We start from the raw sequence: 19,398 nt of genomic DNA, 5'->3' as shown, positions 1-19,398 counted from the left end.
CGGTGGAGGATGACGACGGCGGGCCTCGGGAACTGTCGGGAATGTCGCACCACACCCACCGTCGTACGCACCGGTAGTGCCGTAACGTGTGACCCGGTGATTACCGATGAGTATTTCCGGTACAGACACCGCCGTTCGGCGCAGCCGGGTCGACGCTTCTCCCTGTTACCGCAGTTCCTGTGATCGCCGGTAGCACACAACCGGTTCGCGGCGGGAATGGGCGGAGTCGCGCATTCTCGGACCATGAGAGCGGCACAGCGGTACGACGACGTCGTGATCACCGGGCTGGCGCACGTCGACGCGCCGCACGTGGTCACCTCGACCGAGCTCGAGGACCGCCTCGGCGACACGCTGAGACGGCTCCGCATCACTCCCGGCCTGCTCGAGAAGCTGTCCGGCATCGCCGAGCGACGGGTGTGGGACGAGGGCACGATGCCCAGCGAGGTCGCCGCGCGGGCCGGGGAGAAGGCCCTGGCGGACAGCGGCGTGGCCCGGGCCGACATCGGTGCGCTGATCAACACGTCGGTGAGCCGGGACCACCTGGAACCGTCGACGGCGAGCATCGTCCACGGCCGCATGGAACTGTCGCCGGAGGCCGTCAACTTCGATCTGGGCAATGCGTGTCTCGGATTCCTCAACGGGATGAACCTCGTGTCGACGATGATCTCGGCGGGCGAGATCGACCACGGTCTCGTCGTGGCCGGCGAGACGAGCCGTTTCGCGATGGAATCGACGATCGCGCGGTTGTCGTCGCCCGGGGCGACCCGTGCGATGTTCCACGAGCAGTTCGCCACCCTCACCGTCGGATCGGGCGCGGTGGCGATGGTGCTCTCCCGCGCCGACGGTCCCGGCAGGCACCGCTACCTGGGCGGCCTCGGCCGGGCCAGCACGATCGGGAACTCGCAGCTCTGCGTCGGGCAGGCCGACGAGATGCGCACCGACAGCTCGGGCCTGCTGAGCGCGGGCATGGAGCTCGCCGGGCGCGCCTGGAAGGACGCCGTCGCGGCGTTCGACTGGGACACCGACAGCTACGACGTCTACTGCCTGCACCAGGTCAGCAAGGTGCACACCCGCGCGGTGTCCGACCAGCTCGGGCTCGACCGCGACCGGTTCCCCTCGCAGTTCCCGCGCTTCGGCAACACCGGCCCGGCCGGGGTCCCGACCGTGCTCTCCAAGGCGGTCGAGGACGGCACCGTCGTCGACGGGTCGCGAGTGATGCTCATGGGCGTGGGCAGCGGGATCAACGCCGCCGCGGCGGAGGTGCTCTGGTGACCGTCACGACGGAGGCCCTGCCCGGCTTCCCCTTCGCGTCGAAGCGCGTCGAGATCGGCGGCCACACCATGGCCTACATAGACGAGCGGCCCGAGGGAGTGAGCGCAGCACCGCCGGTGCTCCACGTGCACGGCAACCCGACCTGGTCGTTCTACTGGCGCTCCCTGCTCGCGACGCTGCCCGGCGACGGGCTCCGCACGATCGCGCCGGACCACATCGGGATGGGCCGCTCGGACAAGCCCGCCCTCGCCGACTACCCGCACACCCTCGCCCGCCGCGTCGCCGACCTGACGGCGTTCGTCGACGCCCTGGACCTCGACCAGCCGCTCTCGCTGGTGGTGCACGACTGGGGCGGGCCCATCGGGCTGTCCTGGGCGGTGGAGCACCTCGAGCGGGTCGACAAGGTCGTCGTCCTCAACACCGGCGCGTTCCCGCTGCCGGCGGACAAGCGCATCCCGTGGTCGCTGCAGGCCGCGCGGCTCCCCGTCGTCGGGGACGTCGCGGTCCGCCGCTTCAACGCCTTCTCCCTCGGCGCGCTGTCCATGGGCACCGGCCGGCTCTGGCTCGACGCCGAAGCCCGCCGCGGCCTGCTCGCGCCGTACGACAGCCCCGCCCACCGCGTCGCGGTCCACGCCTTCGTCCAGGACATCCCCACCGGCCCCGCCGACCCGGCGCACCCGGTGCTCACCCGGCTGGCCGAGCGGCTCCCGCTGCTCGACGAGCACCCGGTCCAGATCCACTGGGGGATGAAGGACCCGGTGTTCGACGCCGGGATCCTCGACCACCTCGTCGGGTACCTTCCCGGTGCCGAGGTGAACCGCTACCCCGACGCGGGGCACTACGTGCTCGAGGACGCCGCGGACCGGATCGTGCCGCGGGTCCGGACGTTCCTGGGCAGCCCCTCGTGAGCGCCGCGGGCCCGACGACGAGCACGACCCTCGACGGCATGCTCGCCGAGCACGCCGTGGCGCGGCCCGACGACCCCGCGCTCGTGCTGCCCGCCCCGTTCGGCCGCACGCGGATCGTCACCTTCGGACGGCTGCAGGCCCGGGTGGCGGACGCCGCGTCCGGGCTGCTCGCCGCCGGGGTCGGCCCCGGTACCCGCACCGCGCTGCTCGTGCCGCCCACCGCGGACTTCTTCGTGCTCGCCTACGCGCTGCTGCGGGTGCGGGCCACCCCCGTCGTCGTCGACCCGGGGATCGGGCTCGACCGCGTCCGGTCCTGTCTCGGCGAGGCCGCGCCCGAGGCGTTCGTCGGGGTCGCGAAGGCCCACCTCGCCCGCCGGGTGCTGCGCTGGTGCCCCGGCGCGCGGATCGCCGTCACCGCCGGCCCGGTGCCGGTGCCCGGCACCCGCTCCCTGCGTGCCCTCGAGCGTGAGGGGGCCCGACGGGGGCCGAGCGCGCCGCTCCCGCGGCCCGACGGCGTGCCCGCCGCGATCCTGTTCACCAGCGGCAGCACCGGCCCGCCCAAGGGGGTCGAGCACCACGAGGACGGCCTGCTCGCCCAGGCCGGGCTCGTCCGCGACCTCTACGGCCTCGGGCCCGGCGAGGTCAGCCTGGCCACGTTCCCGCCGTTCGCGCTGTTCGGTCCTGCGCTCGGGATGACCACGGTGGTGCCGCGGATGGACCCGACCCGACCGGCGAAGGTGGTGCCCTCGCGGATCGTGTCCGCCGCCAACCGCACCGGCGCGACGGTCATGTTCGGCTCCCCGGCGCTGCTCGACCGCCTCGGCCGCGGCGCGCCCGCCGGCACCCGGATGCCCTCGCTGCGCCAGGTCGTCTCCGCCGGCGCCCCGGTGCCACGGGACACCCAGCGGCGGGTGCTCGCGCTGCTCGGGCCCGGCGCGCAGGTCCACACCCCCTACGGCGCCACCGAGGCCCTGCCGGTCGCGACCATCGGCAGCGACGAGCTGCTCGGGCTCCCCGACGACGGCATCTGCGTCGGGCGCCCCGTCCCCGGCGTCGACGTCGCGCTGATGCGCGTGACCGACGGGCCGGTCGCCGCCCTGACCCCCGACCGGCACGTCGCGCCCGGCGAGGTCGGCGAGGTGGTCGTGCGCGGCCGCGTCGTGAGCCCCGCCTACGCCGAGCGCCCCGACGCGACGGCGGCCGCGAAGCTGAGCTGGGACGGCGAGCTCGCCCACCGCACCGGCGACCTCGCCAGCGCCGACGACGACGGCCGGCTCTGGTACGCCGGGCGCGTCGCCCACGTCGTCCACACCGCCGCCGGGCCGCTGCACAGCGTCCCCTGCGAGGAGGTGCTCAACCACCACCCGGCGGTCCGGCGCACCGCCCTCGTCGGCGTCGGGCCGGAGACCGACCGCACCCCCGTCGTCGTCGTCGAGATGCTCACCCCGGCGCGGCTGACCGACGCCGTCGCCGCGGCGCTGCGCGCCCGCGCCGCCGCCGACCCGCGCACCCGGACGATCACCACATTCCTCGAGCACCCCGGCCTGCCGGTCGACCCGCGGCACAACTCGAAGATCGACCGGGAGGCGCTGGGGGAGTGGGCCGCCCGCGAGCTGGGGGTGCCGGCGTGAGGGCGCTGGTCACCGGCGGCGGCGGGTTCCTCGGCGGCGCGGTGGTCGACGGGCTGCTCGCACGCGGCGACGACGTCGTGAGCCTCGCCCGCGGCGACTACCCGGCGCTGCGCCGGCGCGGGGTCGCGACGGTCCGCGGGGACCTCGCCGACCCGGCCTCGGCCCGCGCCGCGGTCGACGGCGTCGACGTCGTCCTCCACGTGGCCGCGAAGGCCGGCATCGCCGGGAGCGCCGCGGCGTTCCGGCACAGCAACGTCGAGGGCACCCGGGTGCTGCTCGACGCCTGCCGCGACGCGGGTGTGCGGCGCCTGGTCTTCACCAGCACCCCGAGCGTGGTGCACACCGGCGGCGACATCACCGGCGGCGACGAGTCGCTGCCCTACGCCACGCACTTCGACTCGCCCTACCCGCAGACGAAGGCCGAGTCCGAGCAGATGGTGCTCGCGGCGAACGGGCCCGACCTCGCGACCGTCGCGCTGCGCCCGCACCTCGTGTGGGGCCCGGGTGACACCCAGTTCGTGCCGCGCATCCTCGCGCGGGCCCGCAGCGGCCGCCTGCGGTTCGTCGGCGACGGGTCCGCCGTCGTCGACACCACCTACATCGACGACGCCGCCCGCGCCCACCTCGACGCGGCGGACCACCTCGCTCCCGGTGCCGCCTGCGCCGGGCGGGCCTACTTCGTCACCTCCCGCGACCCACGCCCGGTCCGCGACCTGGTCAACGGCATCGTCGTCGCCGGCGGCCTGGAGCCGGTCCGCGGCACCGTCCCGCTTCCGGTGGCCGTCGCCGCCGGCGCGGCGGTCGAGACGGTGTGGCACGTCCTGGAGCGGGTCCCGGGGCTCGGGGACGTGGGGGAGCCACCGATGACCCGCTTCCTCGCCCGCCAGCTCGCGACGGCCCACTGGTTCGACATCGGCGCCGCGCGCCGCGACCTCGGCTACGTGCCGCAGGTGCCGCTGGACGAGGGCTTCGCCCGGCTCGCCGCCTCGTTGCGCGCCGCGACCAGTCGCCGCGGGTAGGGCGGGGTTGTCGGCGCGCCCGTCCGGGAAAGTCCTGCTCATGGGCGTGTCGCGGGTGGATCGCTTCCAGCGGGAGCACCGCTGGGCCGGGTTCCCGCTGGCCGTCGCCTACAAGTTCATCGACGACCTCGGCAGCTACCAGGCCGCGCTGCTGACCTACTACAGCTTCGTGTCGCTGTTCCCCCTGCTGCTGCTCGCCGTGACGATCCTCGGCTTCGTCCTCGCGGGCGACCCACCGGCCCAGCAGGCGCTGCTCGGCTCGGCGTTGCACAACTTCCCGGTCATCGGGCAGGAGATCGGTGCGAACGTCCACGCGCTGCACGGCAGCGTGTGGGGGCTCGTCGTCGGGATCGTCGTGAGCGTCTACGGCGCGCTCGGGGTCACCCAGGCCGCCGTCACCACCATGTGCCAGATCTGGGCGATCCCGGTGGCGGAGCGCCCGGCGCTGCCGGTCGCCTACGGCCGCGGCGCGACGGTGCTGCTCGTCGTCGGCGCCGGGGTGCTGCTGACCACCGCGCTGACGGGACTGACCACCGCGCTGGGCGCCGTCCTGCCCCCGTGGGCGGGCGGCCCGTGGGCGCGGTTGGTGCCGGTCGCGGTCGCCGTCGCGATCAACGCCGTCGTCTTCCTCACCGGGTACCGGCTCCTCACCCCGCGCCGGCTCGGGTGGCGGGCGCTCGCGCCCGGCGCCGTGTTCGCGGCCCTGGCCTGGCAGGCGCTCCAGCTGGCGGGCACCTATCTGGTCGGCCACGAGCTGGCCGGCTCCAGCGCGAGCTACGGGCTGTTCGGGATCGTCCTCGGGCTGCTGGTCTGGCTCTACCTCGGCGCGCTGATCGCGCTGATCGGGGCGCAGATCAACGCCGTCCGCGTGCTCCGGCTCTATCCGCGCAGCCTGCTGGCGGTCGCCGTTCCCGACGACCGCGCGGTCACTCGCGCCGACCGCCGCGCGTACCGGGCCTATGCCGCGAGCCAGCGCCGCAAGACGTTCCAGACGGTGGCGGTCGACTTCCACCCCGACCGCGGCGCCTCCCCGTCGATCCCCGCCCCGCGGGCCGCCCCGGACGCGGCGTCCGGCCAGATGACCTTCGACGACCTCCTCCGCGCCCGTCCGCGTCGGCGGCCCCGGTGGCTGCCGCACCGGCACCCCGACACCGGCACGGTCAGCAGCTGAAGGCGACCCGCACCTCGTCGCCTTCGGCCGCGTTGCGCCGCACGATGTCCTCGAGCGACGCCGTCCCCTCGATGACCTCCATGCCCACCCGGCTGAAGGTCGACTCGTGGAACACGTTGGCGGCCAGCAGCGGATTGGTGAGGGCCTGCGTGAAGGCGTCGTAGGCGACCATGGTCGTGATCAGCTCGCCCATCATCCAGTAGCTCGCGTACTCCTCCGCGAAGATCCCGACGTACCACTCGACGTCGTCGACGCGGTCGTAGAGCTTCTGCAGGCGCCGGACCAGGTCCTCGTCGCCGGTCAGTTCCTCGAAGCGGGTGAAGCGTCGCAGCCCGAACGCCTCGCGGTAGTCGTTGTACGAGGCCAGGCGCGCCGTGCGCATCAGCGCGACGGTCCGTTCCTCCACCGAGGGCTGGTCGCCCGTGCCCGCCCGGTCGACGAGGAACGCCGGGGTGTTGCGGAGCCCGATCTTGCCGGCGCGCTGCGCGGAGCACGCGGCCATGAGCGACTCGACGCCCTCGGCGAGCACGAGCGGGTTGTTGTTCACCAGCTCCCAGACCGGGACGTCCTCGTTCCCGATGCGGACGGTGTCGGGGGTGAGCTGGTGCCAGCGGTAGAGCAGGTCGAACTCCACGGCGCACCAGTTGGGGCGGTTCCACCGCTCGATCTCCGCCAGGCGCGGCACGACCTCGAGCGGCAGGTCGAACGGCGCGATGTGGCGGATGTACTGCTCGATGACGAGCTTGAGCGTCAGCACGATCATCGTGTTCCGGGTGGTCTCGAACACCCGGTCGTCGTCCCACTGCGGGTAGGTGGCGGCGAGCGTGTCGGCGATGCGGTTGTGCTCCCGGAAGAACACCGCGTTCATCATCGTCTGGCCGATGGTGGAGTTGCCGTGCGGCAGACCGACCGCGAAGAAGGCCGCCTTGTGCTCGTCGGTCGTCCCCGCGAGCAGCTGGTCGAAGAGGAAGCGCTCGTCGTGCAGCCCGACGAAGTCGGGGCGCACCCGCCAGCCCCCTTCTCCGTCGCGCTCGAGGAGGAACTCGGGGAATTCCCGGCCGTCGATGTGCTGGCTGCGCAGCCGCCCACGAGTGCCCCGCAGTTTCCGGGTCGCGTCCTCGCTGAGCCCGTAGATCTGGCACAGGTCGATCTCGTGGTTCGACGTGTTGCGCCGCGGGTCGGTCGGATCGGTCCGCAGGAAGCTGTCGGTGAACCACTGCGCGAAGAACATGAACATGGCACTCGTGTCGTCCGAGGGCGTCATCGCGCCCTCGCGGCGGAACAGCCCGACGACGTCGGCCGCCGCCGGCCACCGCTCCTGGATCTCCGGGTCCGCCGGCGGCAGGTGCCGGCCGGTCCAGCGCCGGTCGGTGAGGGTCCGCCAGGTCGGGTAATCGACGGCGAGGGTGAGCTCGCGTGGCCGGGGTGTGGTGGCGTAGCCGTAGTAGTTCACGGCGGCCTGCGTCCCGAGGCTGCGCGCGCCGGGTAGGGCGCCGAGCATGCGGAACAGCCCCGGCAGCAGGTCGCGGACGGGGGCCGGGAGCTCGGGTGTGCGCGCGAGGCGCAGTCGGCGGAGCGCCTCCGGGACCAGAGCGCTCAGGGCGGGCGGCAGCAGCACGGCCATGGACTTCCCCCTCGTCATCGTCGCGACGATTACTCTTCGGTAGCGAAACGGGCCGCACAATGGGCTGTCCGGGTCATCGACGGAGGCATCAGCCGTTCTCGGGGCGCTGAGCGTCACCGAATCGGACCAGGACGATGGCCCGATCGTCGGCCCGTTCATGCGGTGTCGGACGGTGGGTGTCAGTACAGTTCCAGGGCGTGGCTCCATGGGAGGGGCCGCTGCGTCGAGGCTCGACCTCGCCCTTTTCCGCTCCGGGCCGACGAGGTGATGCGGGTGGACGTCCTGGGCCTCGAGGCCTACATCGACCGGTGGTCGCGAGCACACGGCGGGTACGACGTCCGGTCGTCCCGGCCCACGTTCGCCTGGCTCCGTCTCGCCCACGGGCTCGCTCTCCCGCTGGCGCGCCGCGGGTTCCGGCCCACGACGGTGACCGCGGTCGGCGCCCTCGGCGCGGTGGCCGTCGCCCCGGTGGCGTGGCTCGGGGGTCGCTGGCCGCTGCTGGCGGCGGTGCTCGTCGTGGTCGTCGCGGTCCTCGACGGCATCGACGGCGCGGTCGCCGAGATGACCGACAGCGCGACCGCCTGGGGGCGGATCCTCGACCAGGTGGTCGACCGGGTCGGCGACCTCGGGATGGTCACCGGGCTCTGGCTCCTCGGCGCCCCCGGTCCGCTGTGCGCCGCGGCCGCGGTCCTGACGATGTTCGACGAATCGGTCCGGTCGAGCGCGGGCGCCGAGGGCGTGGCGGAGGTCGGCCTGGTCACCGTCGCCGAGCGCCCGAGCCGGCTGGTGATCGCGGGCCTCTCGTTCCTGGTCGCCGGCGCCGTGCCCCTGGTCGCGGTCGCGGCGGTCACGGTGGGCGCGTCGCTCTGGGCGTTCCTCGCCCTCGTCTCGGCGCTCCAGTTGCTGGTCAACGTCCGTCGTCGCCTGCGGGGCGTCCCGCGGAACGTGGCGCGGGCCGACGGTGACGAGACGGCCGACCCCTCCGAGCTGCCCTGACCCTCACGCCGGTTCCGGCCGCGGGTTTGCCGTCGACGTCGTCACGGGCATCCGAGGAAGTCCGCACATTCGTCGGCCACGGGCCGCGGTGTGGCACCGCGATGCCGTGGGTCTGGCCCGGCAGCCCGACAGCGCAGCCGACGTCGCTGCGACCGGCGCGACATCTCGCGAGATCGGGGCCCGACGGCGTGACGCACCGGCGTCGGAGTCTCCTGCGGGAGGGATCGGTCCCGCCCCTCGGTGCTGGGGAGCAACCCGGGGGCGGGACCGTCTCCGAGCCCGTCGAAACCCACGACCCCACAGAAGTTGGACACACCGCATGACCGACCTGACCGCCCCAGCCATCCGCGTCCTCATGCGGCGCTACGACTGCGACACCCTCGAGGCAGCAGACATCCTCCGGGAGTGGTCCGAGAAGACCAGCATCGAGATCGACCGGGTCGCCTACTGGGTGATGCGCGACGCGTACGCGTCGAACGGCAGGTACCCCGAGCCGATCGTCGACCTCCCGCGCTAGCAGGGACGCCGCGACCGTCCCCGGACCGGCTCGCGTTCCGGCCAGTCTTCCGGCCGTTTCCCGCCGCCATGCCATCGGGCATTCGGCGGAATCGGCTGTGAGCTGGGAGCGGACCGGGCGACGTGTCGGTCGTGCCACGTCGTAGGTCTGGTTCAGAAGCGCAGCCGGAGGGGCTCCCCTCGGTCGTCGCCCCGGCGGCGGCCGAGGGGGTGGCTTCCCCCTCCGCCGCCGAGCCGTGGAGGCCGTCGGGCGATCGTCCTGACGGCGGGCCGACCACCAGCACCGAGTGGACGCCCATGGCTACCGCGGGAGCCGTGAAGGTCCACTCGGCCGGAGCCGCGAGCCACGGGTCACCGCCGGGAGTTCCCGGGGTACGGCGGCTCGTCGGTCGGTGGCGCCGGGTCCGCGACCCGGGAGGCGGTGAGCTGCTCGGCGAGGGTGACGGCGACGAGGAGCTGCTCGTGGGTGGGGCGGCGGACCTCGGTGCTGGCGGTCAGCAGGAACCGGCCGTCGGCGTGCCCGTGACCGGCGGGCAGCTCGATGACGTCCATCCCGGGCAGGCCCTCACGGCGGACGTCGACGGTGCGTGCGCCCCAGGTGACCGTGCCGTCGCGCTGGAGCACCGGGTGGTCGGGAGCGCCGTCCCGGGGAGCGGCCTCGAAGAGGCAGGCGTCGAGGTCGAGCACCTGGGCGATCATGTCGGCGATCGTGGCCGCGACGGACGCGGGGGACGAGCCGCCGGCCGCGAGCCCGGCGACGCGCGCGACGCCGTCGAGGTACCCCGCCCGACGATGGGACTGCGCGGCCTGGCTCCTGCCCCAGCGTGCGATCTCGGCGACCGCGAGCCCGATGACGAGCAGCAGGATCGCGGTCTCGATGTCGTCCCGGTCGACGATCGTGAACCGGTGGAACGGCGCGGTGAGGAAGTAGTCGAACGACGCCGCCGCCGACAGGGCCGCCAGCACCCCGGCGAGACGGTCCCCGACGGCCGCCACCGCGACGACGACCAGCACGAGCACCAGCACGGCGCCGGAGGTCGCGACGACCTCCCGCGCCAGGCCCAGCAGGGCCGCGACGACGACCGGCACCACCACCGCGCCGATCCGCGCCCCGGTGCGTACCTGCTCTTCCATCGCCCGAGCACACCGCCGGGTCGGGGTGCCCGCAAGGTTCGTCTACGCGATTTTCACGCCCGAGCCGGCTCGACCTCTGCGGCCACCGAAGCGGGCGAGCAGTTCGCCGGCGTGGCAATCGTGGACGTCGAAGTCTCTGGATTGCCTCACACCAAGGCGGAGTCCGAGTGCCCCCGGTGGGATTCGAACCCACACTGGACGGAGTTTGAGACCGCTGGCTCTGCCGATTGGCCTACGGGGGCTTGGTCCTTTCGTATCAGTCGAGAACCAAGTCTAGCCAATCGACGACGCTCCGCCATGACCGGGCGCGCCGACCCCGCGGTCGGTGTCGGTGCTCGGTCGCACACTGCGGACCGTGCACGAAGAGACGACCGTCGATCTGGTGCTCGCGCTCGCGGCCGGCGGGCTTCACGCCACCGAGATCGGTCGCGTGCTCGGAGTGCCGAAGAGCACGGTGCAGTACTGGTGTCGCGGTGGACGACGCCTCCCGCCTGCTGCCGATCGCGGCCGACCGTGCCCGCGATGTCACGAGGCTCCGCTCCCGAGCGCCCCATACGCGTACCTGCTCGGTGCGTATCTTGGCGACAGGCACATCACCACCCCGACGGCGAACACCGCCGCCCTGGCGATCTACTGCGCCGACGATTGGCCCGGGGTCTCGGAGGAGACCGAGCGCGCGATGCGGGCCGTCATGCCGCAGAGCAACGTCTCGCGTGTCGCGCGCACCGGCTGCCATGCGTTGCGGAGCAACTCGAGACACTGGCTCTGCCTCTTCCCGCAGCACGGACCCGGGCCGAAGCACACGCGCCGGGTCGTGCTGGAACCGTGGCAGCGCCTCGTCGTCGACGAGCAACCCGGCCCCCTTCTCCGTGGCCTGTTCCATTCCGACGGGTGCCGCATCACCAACTGGACGCAGAAGCGAACAGAGGCCGGGGTCGTGCGCTACGAGTACCCGCGGTATCTGTTCTCCAACAAGTCGGAGGACATCCTCGCGATCTGTGAGACCGCTCTGGACAGCCTCGACATCGCGCACCGCCGACCCCGGTGGGACATGGTCTCTGTCGCACGTCGGGCGGCTGTCGCCCGGCTCGACGAGTTCGTCGGGCCGAAGTGCTGAGGCGGGACACGTGCGGAACTGCTGTGGACTCGCGCATTGTGAGAGCGCCCTCACCGTGGCGCTCGTCGCCGACGTTCGTGCACCCCGGCCCGGTAGGGTCAGCTGAATCGAACCGGCCTGGTGCGGGGACCAGCGGCGCCGGACCGGACGACGGTCGACGTCCACGGTAGGGGTCGGACGCAGCGACGCGCACAGGAGGACCACCATGAGCCAGCAGGCCGAGGAGATCGTCGCGGCCGTGGACGAGGCCGACGAGGTGGCCCAGGAGCCGGCCCCGCGCGAGCCGCTGCGCGTACTGGTGGCCGAGGACGAGGCCCTCATCCGGATGGACCTCGTGGAGATGCTCCGCGAGGAGGGCTACGACGTCGTCGGCGAGGCCAGTGACGGCGCCCAGGCGATCGAGCTGGCGCGCGAGCTCAAGCCGGGCCTGGTCATGATGGACATCAAGATGCCGGGCACCGACGGGCTCGAGGCCGCGACCACCATCGCGCAGGAGCGCATCGCCCCGGTCGTCATGCTCACCGCATTCAGCCAGCGCGATCTCGTCGAGTCCGCGCGCGATGCGGGCGCCATGGCCTACCTGGTCAAGCCGTTCAGCAAGACCGACGTCGTGCCCGCCATCGAGGTGGCTGCCAGCCGGTTCGCCGAGATCACCGCGCTCGAGGACGAGGTCGCCGGGCTCACCGAGCGGCTCGAGACCCGCAAGGCCGTCGAGCGCGCCAAGGGCCTGCTGATGAGCAAGAAGAAGATGACCGAGCCCGACGCGTTCCGCTGGATCCAGCGCACCGCGATGGACCGCCGCACGACGATGAAGGTCGTCGCCGACGCCGTCGTCGAGACCTTCGGGTAGGTGGCCCGGGACGCGGCACACCGGTCACCTGCTCGGCGTGGTCGCTCACCGAGACGGAACCGCTGACGGTGCGTGGCTCGATCACGTGGGTGAGCGCGTCGCTGACCAGCACCAACGACCCGCCCCGCTGACTGGCGTCACTCGATCGTGATCTACGGTGGCCGCGCTCGGGGTCGTCGGCGGGTGCGGAGGTCGCGGTGGGTGGACGGGTCGACGCGGGGATCCCTCGCCGGGCCGGGCGCACGGGCGCCCGACGGCGCCGCAGCGCGAGCCTGCTCGCGGTCACCGTCGTCGGGGCGGCGCTCGCGCTTGCCGGGTGCTCGGGGTCGGGGGGCGCCGGCGGGGCCTGCGACACCGGCCAAGGCACCCTCGCCGTCGGGCTGATCGCCCCGCTGTCCGGCCCGCTGGCCAACATCGGGCTCGGCATGCGCGACAGCGCCGACCTCGCGGTGCGCCAGGCGAACGAGCGGTGCGCCGTCCCGGGCTACCGGATCGAGCTGCAGAGCCGCGACGACAAGGGCGACCCGCCCACCGGCGCCGCCGCCGCGAAGGACCTCGCCGCGAACCCGGACCTCATCGGCGTCGTCGGGACCTACAACTCCTCGACCGCGCAGACCGTGCAGCCGGTGCTGGGCGACGCGGGCATCGTCCAGGTCTCCCCGGGCAACACCAACGTCTCGCTGACCCGCGGGGCGAACCCGGTGACCGCTCCGCTGCGCCAGTACCAGACCTACTTCCGCGTGGTGGCCTCGGACGCCGTGCAGGGCCCGGCCGCCGCCGACCACCTCGCCTCGCTGGGCCGCACCCGGGTGGCCGTCGTCAGCGACGGACAGACCTACGGCGAGGGCATCGCCGACGAGTTCGTCAAGCAGCTGGGCACGCGCGGGGGAGAGGTCGTCCTGCGGATGACGCTGCGGGCGGGAGCGGCGCCCGCGGCCGCGGTCGCCGCCGTCGGTCGCACCAACCCGCAGGCGGTCTTCTACGGCGGTGAGTACCCCGACGCCGGGCCGCTCTCGCGGGCGCTGACGGGCCTCGGCATCCCGCTGATGGGCGGCGACGGCATCGTCGACCCCGACTACGCAGCCGCGGGGGGCCGCGACGGCGACCTCGGCACCTCCGTCGGCCCACCCACCGAGACCCTGCCGGGCGCCAAGGGGTTCCTCGACGCGTACCGGGCGGCCGGCTACCGCGAGAGCTACGGCCAGTACGGCGCCTTCAGCTTCGACGCGACCAACGTGGTCCTCGGATCGGTGGCCACCGTGGTGACCAACCGCGGTGGCGGAGAGTGGTCGACGGCGCTGCGACCGGCCGTGGACCAGGCCGTCCAGGCGTACGACGGCGACGGCGTCACCGGGCCCATCTCGTTCGACCGATTCGGCGACGTCGGTTCGGACGCAGTGACCATGTATCGGCTGGTCGGCGGACGATGGATCCCCGATCGCGCCCAGCCCTGAGCGCCCGGCCGTCGACCTCGAACTCTTGACCGGGTCTTGAGGTTACGCCTCGAAGACACACTGGACTGCACCTGTCCCTTGCGGGGATTTGGGTCTATCTTTCCCACCCGACCGGACGAGTTTGGAACTTGCTGGTCGCTCTGCGAGCACACGCACAGGTGGAGGTTTGTCCAGTGGTCCGACGTCGGCTCGCCGCCGCGGGCGCCCTGGTCGCGGCAGCGGCCCTGGTGCTCTCCGGCTGCGCCAACCAGGGCGGAGGCGGCGCGGCACAGACCAGCCAGGCCCCCGCGCCCGCCCAGCCCAACAACGCCGCGATGCCTGCGGGCAACGGCCAGGGCAAGTGCGCACCCGGCACCTCGATCGCCTACGTCGGCACCCTCGCCGGCCAGAACGCGGCCCTCGGCCAGGCGATCGCGAACGCGACCGAGCTGGCGGTCAACCAGCACAACCAGGCCAACGCGGGCTGCCAGGTCACGCTGGTCAAGGCGGACTCGGGCGGCACGCCCGACACCGCCGTCGGCCCGACGCAGGCCGTCATCAACAACCCGGCCGTCCTCGGCATCGTCGGGCTGCCGTTCTCCGGTGAGTCGAAGGCCGTCGGTCCGGCCCTCAACGCCGCGGGCCTGGTCAACATCACGCCGTCGGCCACGAACCCCGGCCTGACCACCAACGGCTGGACGAACTTCTTCCGCGGTCTGGGCAACGACGCGGTGCAGGGCCCAGCCGCGGCGAAGTGGATGAAGTCGAAGTTCAACCCGCAGTCGATCTGCGTCATCAAGGACGACTCGGACTACGGCATCGGCCTCGCCAACGCCGTCACCCAGGCGCTCGGGCCGCAGGTCGCGGCCTGCCAGGGCAACGTCAAGACGAACCAGAAGGAGTTCTCCGCGACGGTCGGCCAGGTCCAGCAGGCCAACCCGCAGGCGATCTTCTACGCGGGCTACTACACCGAGGCCGCGCCGCTGGTCCAGCAGCTGCGTGACGCCGGGGTCCAGGCCCCGTTCGTCGGGCCCGACGGCGTCAAGGACGAGCAGTTCGTCGTCAACGCCGCCGGCGCCGCCAACGGCGCGTACCTGACCTGCCCGTGTGTCCCGCAGGAGGGCTTCACCGCCTTCACGCAGGCTTACCAGCAGGCCTACGGCGTCCCGCCGCAGACCTACTCGGCCGAGGCGTACGACTCCACGACGATCCTGCTCTCGGGGATCGACAAGGGTGCGAACTCCCGGCCTGCGCTGCTGAACTACGTCAAGACCTACAACGGGCAGGGCCTGACGAAGAAGTTCCAGTGGCAGCCCAACGGCGAGCTCTCCGAGACCCCGGTGTACGTCTACCGGGTCGACGGCAACAAGATCGTCACGGATTCGCCGATCAGCTGACCCGCACGACGACGGCCGCGCCCGGGCACACTCCCGGGCGCGGCCGTTGCACGTCCGTCCGGGCGCCTCGTCGACGAGGGCCCACCAGCCGTCCGCCCCGGCAGGGCCACCGCCCGGATGCCGGTGTCTGGTCAGGAGAGCGTCATCCACACCCTCACCGCCGTCACGGACCTGATCGCGCAGGGGTCCGGGCCGTGGATCAACTTCGACGTCGGGTTGTTCCTCGACCGGTTCTGGGCGAACACGATCAACGGGCTCTCGTACGGGAGCATCTACGCCCTGGTCGCCCTCGGCTACACCCTGGTCTATGGAGTGCTGCAGCTCATCAACTTCGCGCACTCCGAGATCTTCGTGATCGGGGTGTTCGGCGTGTACTTCACCTTCCTGGCCCTGGGCTTCGAGCCGGGGGCGGCGCCCAACGTGCCGATCGTCGGGATCGTCGTCGACCTCGTGCTCGCGGGCGCCGTCGGCATGATCCTCGCCGGGATCGCGGCGGTGCTGCTGGAACGGGTGGCCTACCGGCCGCTGCGCCGGCGCAACGCCCCGCGGCTGGCCTTCCTCATCACCGCGATCGGCGCCTCGTTCGTCATCCAGCAGGTCTTCCGCATCTTCCTCGGCTCCAACCCGGAGGGCACCATCCGCCTGCTGCAGCCCGACCCGATCTTCCGGGTGTTCGGCGCACCGGTGACCAACCTGCAGATCATCATCATCGTGGCCTCGATCGCGATGTTCTTCGCCGCCGACAGCTTCGTGAACCGGACCCGCCTCGGTCGCGGCGTGCGGGCGGTGGCCCAGGACCCCGCCACGGCGACGCTCATGGGCGTCAACCGCGAGCGCGTCATCGTGATCACGTTCCTGCTCGGCGGCCTGCTCGCCGGGGCGGCCGCGCTGTTCTACCTCATGACGATCCCGCAGGGCGCGGTCTTCAACGGCGGCTTCCTGCTCGGGATCAAGGCGTTCGCCGCGGCGGTGCTCGGCGGCATCGGCAACCTGCGCGGGGCGCTGCTCGGCGGGCTGATCCTCGGGATCGTCGAGAACTACGGGCAGTCCCTGTTCGGCGGGGACTGGCGCGACGTCGTGGCGTTCGTGCTGCTCGTCGCCGTCCTCATGTTCCGGCCCACGGGCATCCTCGGCGAGTCGCTGGGGAAGGCACGGGTATGAGCGGGACGGACGTGACCACGGCCGAGACCGCGAGCCGACCCGACCCGCCGTCGGGATCCTCCGGCCCGACGATGCGGGAGCGCTGGGCGGAGGCCTCGCGCTGGTGGAACGCGCGCAGCAGGCCGCAGCAGTGGGGCCTGCTGGTGCCGGTCGTCGTGCTGATCTACTTCCTGCCGGTCATCAACCCGCCGATCCTCACCACGGAACCAGCGACGGACTTCTCCATCGCGCTGTTCAACGCCGCGGTGTTCGCGCTGATCGCGATCGGGCTGAACGTCGTCATCGGGCAGGCCGGCCTGCTCGACCTCGGCTACGTCGGCTTCTTCGCGATCGGGGCCTACACCGCCGCGGTGCTCTCCTCCCCGGACTCCGAACTGGGCGTCCGCTTCCCGTGGCTCGTGATCGTCCCGATCGCCATGGTGATCACGATGATCTCCGGGGTCATCCTCGGGACGCCGACGCTGCGCCTGCGCGGGGACTACCTCGCGATCGTCACGCTGGGGTTCGGTGAGCTCGTGCGGCTGCTCGCCGACAACATCGACCCGTTGCGCGGCAACCGGGGCTTCCAGAACATCGTCCGGCCCGGCGGGACCTATCCCGACGGCGAGCCGCTGTTCACCCAGAACGACGCGCAGGGCTTCTACTGGCTGGCCGTCACGATCATCATCATCGTGCTGCTGTTCATGGGGAACCTGGAGCGCTCGCGGGTCGGCCGCGCCTGGATCGCGGTGCGCGAGGACGAGGACGCCGCCGAGCTCACCGGCGTCCCGACGTACCGCTTCAAGATCTGGGCGTTCGCGATCGGCGCCGCGGTCGGCGGGCTGTCGGGGACGCTGTTCGCCTCGCAGGTCGGCTTCGTCAACAACCAGCGTTTCGACGTCACCACCTCGATCCTCTACCTCGCCGCGGTCGTGCTCGGCGGGCAGGGGAACAAGGTCGGTGTGATCGTCGGGGCCTTCCTCGTCTCCTACATCCCCGACCGCTTCCAGTTCGAGCCGGAGTACCGCTTCCTGGTCTTCGGGCTCGCGCTCATCGTCCTGATGATCTTCCGGCCGCAGGGGCTCCTTGGGATGCGCCAGCACCTGCTCACCTACGGTCGGCAGGCGTACCAGAAGCTCTTCGGGGCCGGCACCGGCGTCGCGCCGACGGGGCTCACGGCCTCGTCGCGGGGCCGTGGCGACCCGTCCGAGACGACGCCCGACGACCACGCCGGAACCTCTCCGCGGGAGGGTGGCGAATGAGCGGGCCTTCGGGAGACGGAGCGCAGCGGAGCTCGACCCAGGTGTCGGGAGACGGAGCGCAGCGGAGCTCGACCCAGGCGACAGCCGAGGGGCTCCTGGAGTCCCTCGAGCACATGGACGCGGCCGAGCGCGCCGCGCACGAGGCGGCCGTCGAGGAGTCGGTCGCCCCGGACCGCGAGTTCGAGGTCTCGACGGGGGAGACGCTCCTCGCGGTCGACCACCTCACGGTGCGGTTCGGGGGGCTGACGGCGCTCGACGACGTGTCCTTCGACGTCCGCCGCGGCGAGATCCTGGGCCTGATCGGCCCGAACGGGGCCGGGAAGACGACCTGCTTCAACATCGTCACCGGCGTGTACCGACCAACGGAGGGCGACGTGCGCCTCGAGGGCGTCTCGCTCTCGCGCATGAAGCGCTACCGGATCATCCGCACCGGCGTCGCCCGGACGTTCCAGAACATCCGGCTCTTCGGTGCCATGACCGCGCTGGAGAACGTCGTGGTCGGCGCCGATGCGCGGCACAAGACGTCGGTGCCGGGTGCACTGCTGCGCCTGCCGCGCCACCGTCGCGAGGAGCGCGAGGCCACCGACAGGGCGATGGCGTTGCTCGAGTTCGTCGGGATCGCGCACCGGGCCGCGGACAAGGCGACGGCGCTGCCCTACGGCGACCAGCGCCGGCTCGAGATCGCCCGGGCGCTCGCGACGGAGCCCAAGCTGCTTTGTCTCGACGAGCCGGCGGCCGGCTTCTCGGCCGTGGAGAAGGACGCGCTGTCGGAGCTGATCCTCAAGATCCGCGACGACGGGTTCACGGTGGTGCTCGTCGAGCACGACATGCGGGTGGTGCTCGGCGTGACCGACCGCCTCGTCGTGCTGGACTTCGGCCGCAAGATCGCGGACGCTCCGCCGGAGACGGTGCGGCGCGACCCCGCCGTCGTGGCCGCCTACCTCGGAGGGGCGGTGGAGGAATGAGCCTGCTCGAGCTCGACGGCGTGCACGTCGCCTACGGCCGGATCCAGGCGCTGCGGGGCATCTCGCTCTCGGTGCAGGAGGGCCAGATCGTCTCCCTCATCGGGGCGAACGGCGCCGGCAAGACGACGACGATGAAGACGATCTCCGGCCTGCTCGCCCTCCAGTCTGGTCGGATGACCTACGACGGCGAGGACCTGACGAGGATCCGGGCCGACCTGCGGGTCCGCCGCGGGATCTGCCAGGTGCCCGAGGGGCGGGGGATCTTCCCCGGCATGTCGGTGCTGGAGAACCTGGACATGGGCGGGTTCGTGCGCTCCGACCGGCGCTCGCCGGAGTTCGCCGCGGACCTGGAGCGGGCGTTCACGCTGTTCCCGCGCCTGGCCGAGCGGCGCCACCAGGTCGGGGGGACGTTGAGCGGCGGCGAGCAGCAGATGCTCGCGATCGGGCGGGCCCTCATGGCCCGGCCCCGGCTCCTGCTGCTCGACGAGCCCTCGATGGGGCTCGCGCCGCAGTTCATCACGCAGATCTTCCGGGTGATCGAGGAGATCAACGCGGAGGGCGTGACGGTCCTGCTGGTCGAGCAGAACGCCACCCAGGCGCTCGGGCTGGCCCACCAGGCCTACGTGCTCGAGACCGGGGAGGTCACCCGCTCCGGCCCGGGCTCGGAACTGCTCGCCGACCCGTCGATCCAGGACGCGTACCTGGGCGTCTCGTAGCGGCGGGGCCGGCGTCGGGTGGGCTCTCGGGGCTGCGGCCCCGTGGCCGCAACGGCACGTTCCTGGCGTCGAACGCCAGGACGGCGCCGCTCACTCGTCGCGGTGCGGCCGCCCCCCGACGGAAGCAACGGCACGTTCCTGCGATGTGACGCCAGGACGGCGCCGCTCACTCGTCGCGCCGCGGCCGCCCCCGACGGAAGCAACGGCACGTTCCTGCCATGTGACGCCAGGACGGCGCCGCTCACTC

The 19,398-nt window shown here is 72.5% G+C and carries 17 protein-coding genes and 1 tRNA gene; 15 read left to right on the top strand and 3 right to left on the bottom strand.

Going from position 1 to position 19,398, the window contains the following annotated elements; translation table 11 throughout:
• Positions 1–243 precede the first annotated feature (243 nt).
• Genes VGH76_RS03325 through VGH76_RS03305 form a run of 5 tightly spaced genes read left to right on the top strand, consistent with a single transcriptional unit; the run spans position 244 to position 6,001 of the window.
• A complete protein-coding gene (locus tag VGH76_RS03325) occupies positions 244–1,272 on the top strand; it encodes a 3-oxoacyl-ACP synthase III (RefSeq protein WP_331555183.1) in 1,029 nt (342 codons plus the stop codon).
• Positions 1,269–2,180, top strand: coding sequence for an alpha/beta fold hydrolase (locus VGH76_RS03320; RefSeq protein ID WP_331555182.1), 912 nt, complete (start codon positions 1,269–1,271; stop codon positions 2,178–2,180). The genes VGH76_RS03325 and VGH76_RS03320 overlap by 4 nt, the downstream gene beginning before the upstream one ends.
• Complete coding sequence (locus VGH76_RS03315) at positions 2,177–3,811, top strand: fatty acid CoA ligase family protein (RefSeq protein WP_331555181.1); 1,635 nt, start codon at positions 2,177–2,179, stop codon at positions 3,809–3,811. Before VGH76_RS03320 ends, VGH76_RS03315 begins: the two co-directional genes overlap by 4 nt.
• Positions 3,808–4,830, top strand: coding sequence for an NAD-dependent epimerase/dehydratase family protein (locus tag VGH76_RS03310; RefSeq protein WP_331555180.1), 1,023 nt, complete (start codon positions 3,808–3,810; stop codon positions 4,828–4,830). The genes VGH76_RS03315 and VGH76_RS03310 overlap by 4 nt, the downstream gene beginning before the upstream one ends.
• A 40-nt stretch (positions 4,831–4,870) precedes the next feature.
• On the top strand, positions 4,871–6,001 hold the full coding sequence (locus tag VGH76_RS03305; RefSeq protein WP_331555179.1) for a YihY/virulence factor BrkB family protein: 1,131 nt from the start codon (positions 4,871–4,873) through the stop codon (positions 5,999–6,001).
• On the opposite strand, the gene VGH76_RS03300 is transcribed toward VGH76_RS03305, so the two are convergent.
• Positions 5,991–7,643 carry a peroxidase family protein gene (locus VGH76_RS03300; RefSeq protein WP_331555178.1) on the bottom strand — a complete coding sequence of 551 codons (1,653 nt, stop codon included), beginning with the start codon at positions 7,641–7,643 and terminating at the stop codon, positions 5,991–5,993. The genes VGH76_RS03305 and VGH76_RS03300 overlap by 11 nt on opposite strands.
• Positions 7,644–7,898: 255 nt before the next feature.
• Between VGH76_RS03300 and VGH76_RS03295 the strand changes: the two genes are divergently transcribed.
• Together VGH76_RS03295 and VGH76_RS03290 are read left to right on the top strand one after the other, a co-directional pair.
• Positions 7,899–8,621 carry a CDP-alcohol phosphatidyltransferase family protein gene (locus VGH76_RS03295; protein ID WP_331555177.1) on the top strand — a complete coding sequence of 241 codons (723 nt, stop codon included), beginning with the start codon at positions 7,899–7,901 and terminating at the stop codon, positions 8,619–8,621.
• 319 nt (positions 8,622–8,940) lie between these two features.
• Positions 8,941–9,138 (top strand): hypothetical protein, encoded by a 198-nt coding sequence (locus VGH76_RS03290; protein WP_331555176.1) that lies wholly within the window; start codon positions 8,941–8,943, stop codon positions 9,136–9,138.
• 350 nt (positions 9,139–9,488) lie between these two features.
• Here VGH76_RS03290 and VGH76_RS03285 read toward each other — a convergent pair whose 3' ends face one another.
• Both VGH76_RS03285 and VGH76_RS03280 read right to left on the bottom strand, forming a co-directional pair.
• The gene (locus VGH76_RS03285) at positions 9,489–10,271 is read right to left on the bottom strand and encodes a DUF4118 domain-containing protein (protein ID WP_331555175.1); all 783 of its coding nucleotides are present in this window, start codon (positions 10,269–10,271) and stop codon (positions 9,489–9,491) included.
• A 168-nt stretch (positions 10,272–10,439) separates the two neighbouring features.
• Positions 10,440–10,513 (bottom strand) — tRNA-Leu (locus VGH76_RS03280).
• Between the two features lie 83 nt (positions 10,514–10,596).
• Between VGH76_RS03280 and VGH76_RS03275 the strand changes: the two genes are divergently transcribed.
• The 8 genes from VGH76_RS03275 to VGH76_RS03240 all read left to right on the top strand — a co-directional run bounded on the left by VGH76_RS03275 (position 10,597) and on the right by VGH76_RS03240 (position 19,151).
• Positions 10,597–11,388, top strand: coding sequence for a hypothetical protein (locus VGH76_RS03275; RefSeq protein WP_331555174.1), 792 nt, complete (start codon positions 10,597–10,599; stop codon positions 11,386–11,388).
• A 205-nt stretch (positions 11,389–11,593) separates the two neighbouring features.
• The gene (locus tag VGH76_RS03270; RefSeq protein WP_331555173.1) at positions 11,594–12,238 is read left to right on the top strand and encodes an ANTAR domain-containing response regulator; all 645 of its coding nucleotides are present in this window, start codon (positions 11,594–11,596) and stop codon (positions 12,236–12,238) included.
• 197 nt (positions 12,239–12,435) lie between these two features.
• Entirely contained in the window at positions 12,436–13,692 is a 1,257-nt protein-coding gene (locus VGH76_RS03265) for a branched-chain amino acid ABC transporter substrate-binding protein (RefSeq protein WP_331555172.1), read from the top strand.
• A 173-nt stretch (positions 13,693–13,865) separates the two neighbouring features.
• Entirely contained in the window at positions 13,866–15,068 is a 1,203-nt protein-coding gene (locus VGH76_RS03260) for a branched-chain amino acid ABC transporter substrate-binding protein (protein ID WP_331555171.1), read from the top strand.
• 216 nt (positions 15,069–15,284) lie between these two features.
• Complete coding sequence (locus VGH76_RS03255) at positions 15,285–16,229, top strand: branched-chain amino acid ABC transporter permease (RefSeq protein WP_331555215.1); 945 nt, start codon at positions 15,285–15,287, stop codon at positions 16,227–16,229.
• Positions 16,230–16,300: 71 nt separating this feature from the next.
• The gene (locus VGH76_RS03250; RefSeq protein ID WP_331555214.1) at positions 16,301–17,470 is read left to right on the top strand and encodes a branched-chain amino acid ABC transporter permease; all 1,170 of its coding nucleotides are present in this window, start codon (positions 16,301–16,303) and stop codon (positions 17,468–17,470) included.
• 113 nt (positions 17,471–17,583) lie between these two features.
• Positions 17,584–18,435 (top strand): ABC transporter ATP-binding protein, encoded by an 852-nt coding sequence (locus VGH76_RS03245; protein WP_331555213.1) that lies wholly within the window; start codon positions 17,584–17,586, stop codon positions 18,433–18,435.
• Positions 18,432–19,151, top strand: coding sequence for an ABC transporter ATP-binding protein (locus tag VGH76_RS03240; protein ID WP_331555170.1), 720 nt, complete (start codon positions 18,432–18,434; stop codon positions 19,149–19,151). Before VGH76_RS03245 ends, VGH76_RS03240 begins: the two co-directional genes overlap by 4 nt.
• Positions 19,152–19,398 lie beyond the last annotated feature (247 nt).

It is taken from the genome of Actinomycetospora sp., from assembly GCF_036497585.1.
Classification (GTDB): Bacteria; Actinomycetota; Actinomycetes; order Mycobacteriales; family Pseudonocardiaceae; genus Actinomycetospora.
The sequence above is the reverse complement of the archived record's forward strand: the minus strand, read 5'-3'. Positions and strand labels throughout refer to the sequence as shown.

What these genes read in the sequence shown, in the direction of transcription:
- VGH76_RS03325 (WP_331555183.1), top strand. Translation starts at nt 244, where the DNA reads ATGAGAGCGGCACAGCGGTACGACGACGTCGTGATCACCGGGCTGGCG.
- VGH76_RS03305 (WP_331555179.1), top strand. Translation starts at nt 4,871, where the DNA reads ATGGGCGTGTCGCGGGTGGATCGCTTCCAGCGGGAGCACCGCTGGGCC.
- VGH76_RS03300 (WP_331555178.1), bottom strand. Translation starts at nt 7,643, where the DNA reads ATGACGAGGGGGAAGTCCATGGCCGTGCTGCTGCCGCCCGCCCTGAGC.
- VGH76_RS03290 (WP_331555176.1), top strand. Translation starts at nt 8,941, where the DNA reads ATGACCGACCTGACCGCCCCAGCCATCCGCGTCCTCATGCGGCGCTAC.
- VGH76_RS03285 (WP_331555175.1), bottom strand. Translation starts at nt 10,271, where the DNA reads ATGGAAGAGCAGGTACGCACCGGGGCGCGGATCGGCGCGGTGGTGGTG.
- VGH76_RS03270 (WP_331555173.1), top strand. Translation starts at nt 11,594, where the DNA reads ATGAGCCAGCAGGCCGAGGAGATCGTCGCGGCCGTGGACGAGGCCGAC.
- VGH76_RS03250 (WP_331555214.1), top strand. Translation starts at nt 16,301, where the DNA reads ATGCGGGAGCGCTGGGCGGAGGCCTCGCGCTGGTGGAACGCGCGCAGC.
- VGH76_RS03245 (WP_331555213.1), top strand. Translation starts at nt 17,584, where the DNA reads ATGGACGCGGCCGAGCGCGCCGCGCACGAGGCGGCCGTCGAGGAGTCG.
- VGH76_RS03240 (WP_331555170.1), top strand. Translation starts at nt 18,432, where the DNA reads ATGAGCCTGCTCGAGCTCGACGGCGTGCACGTCGCCTACGGCCGGATC.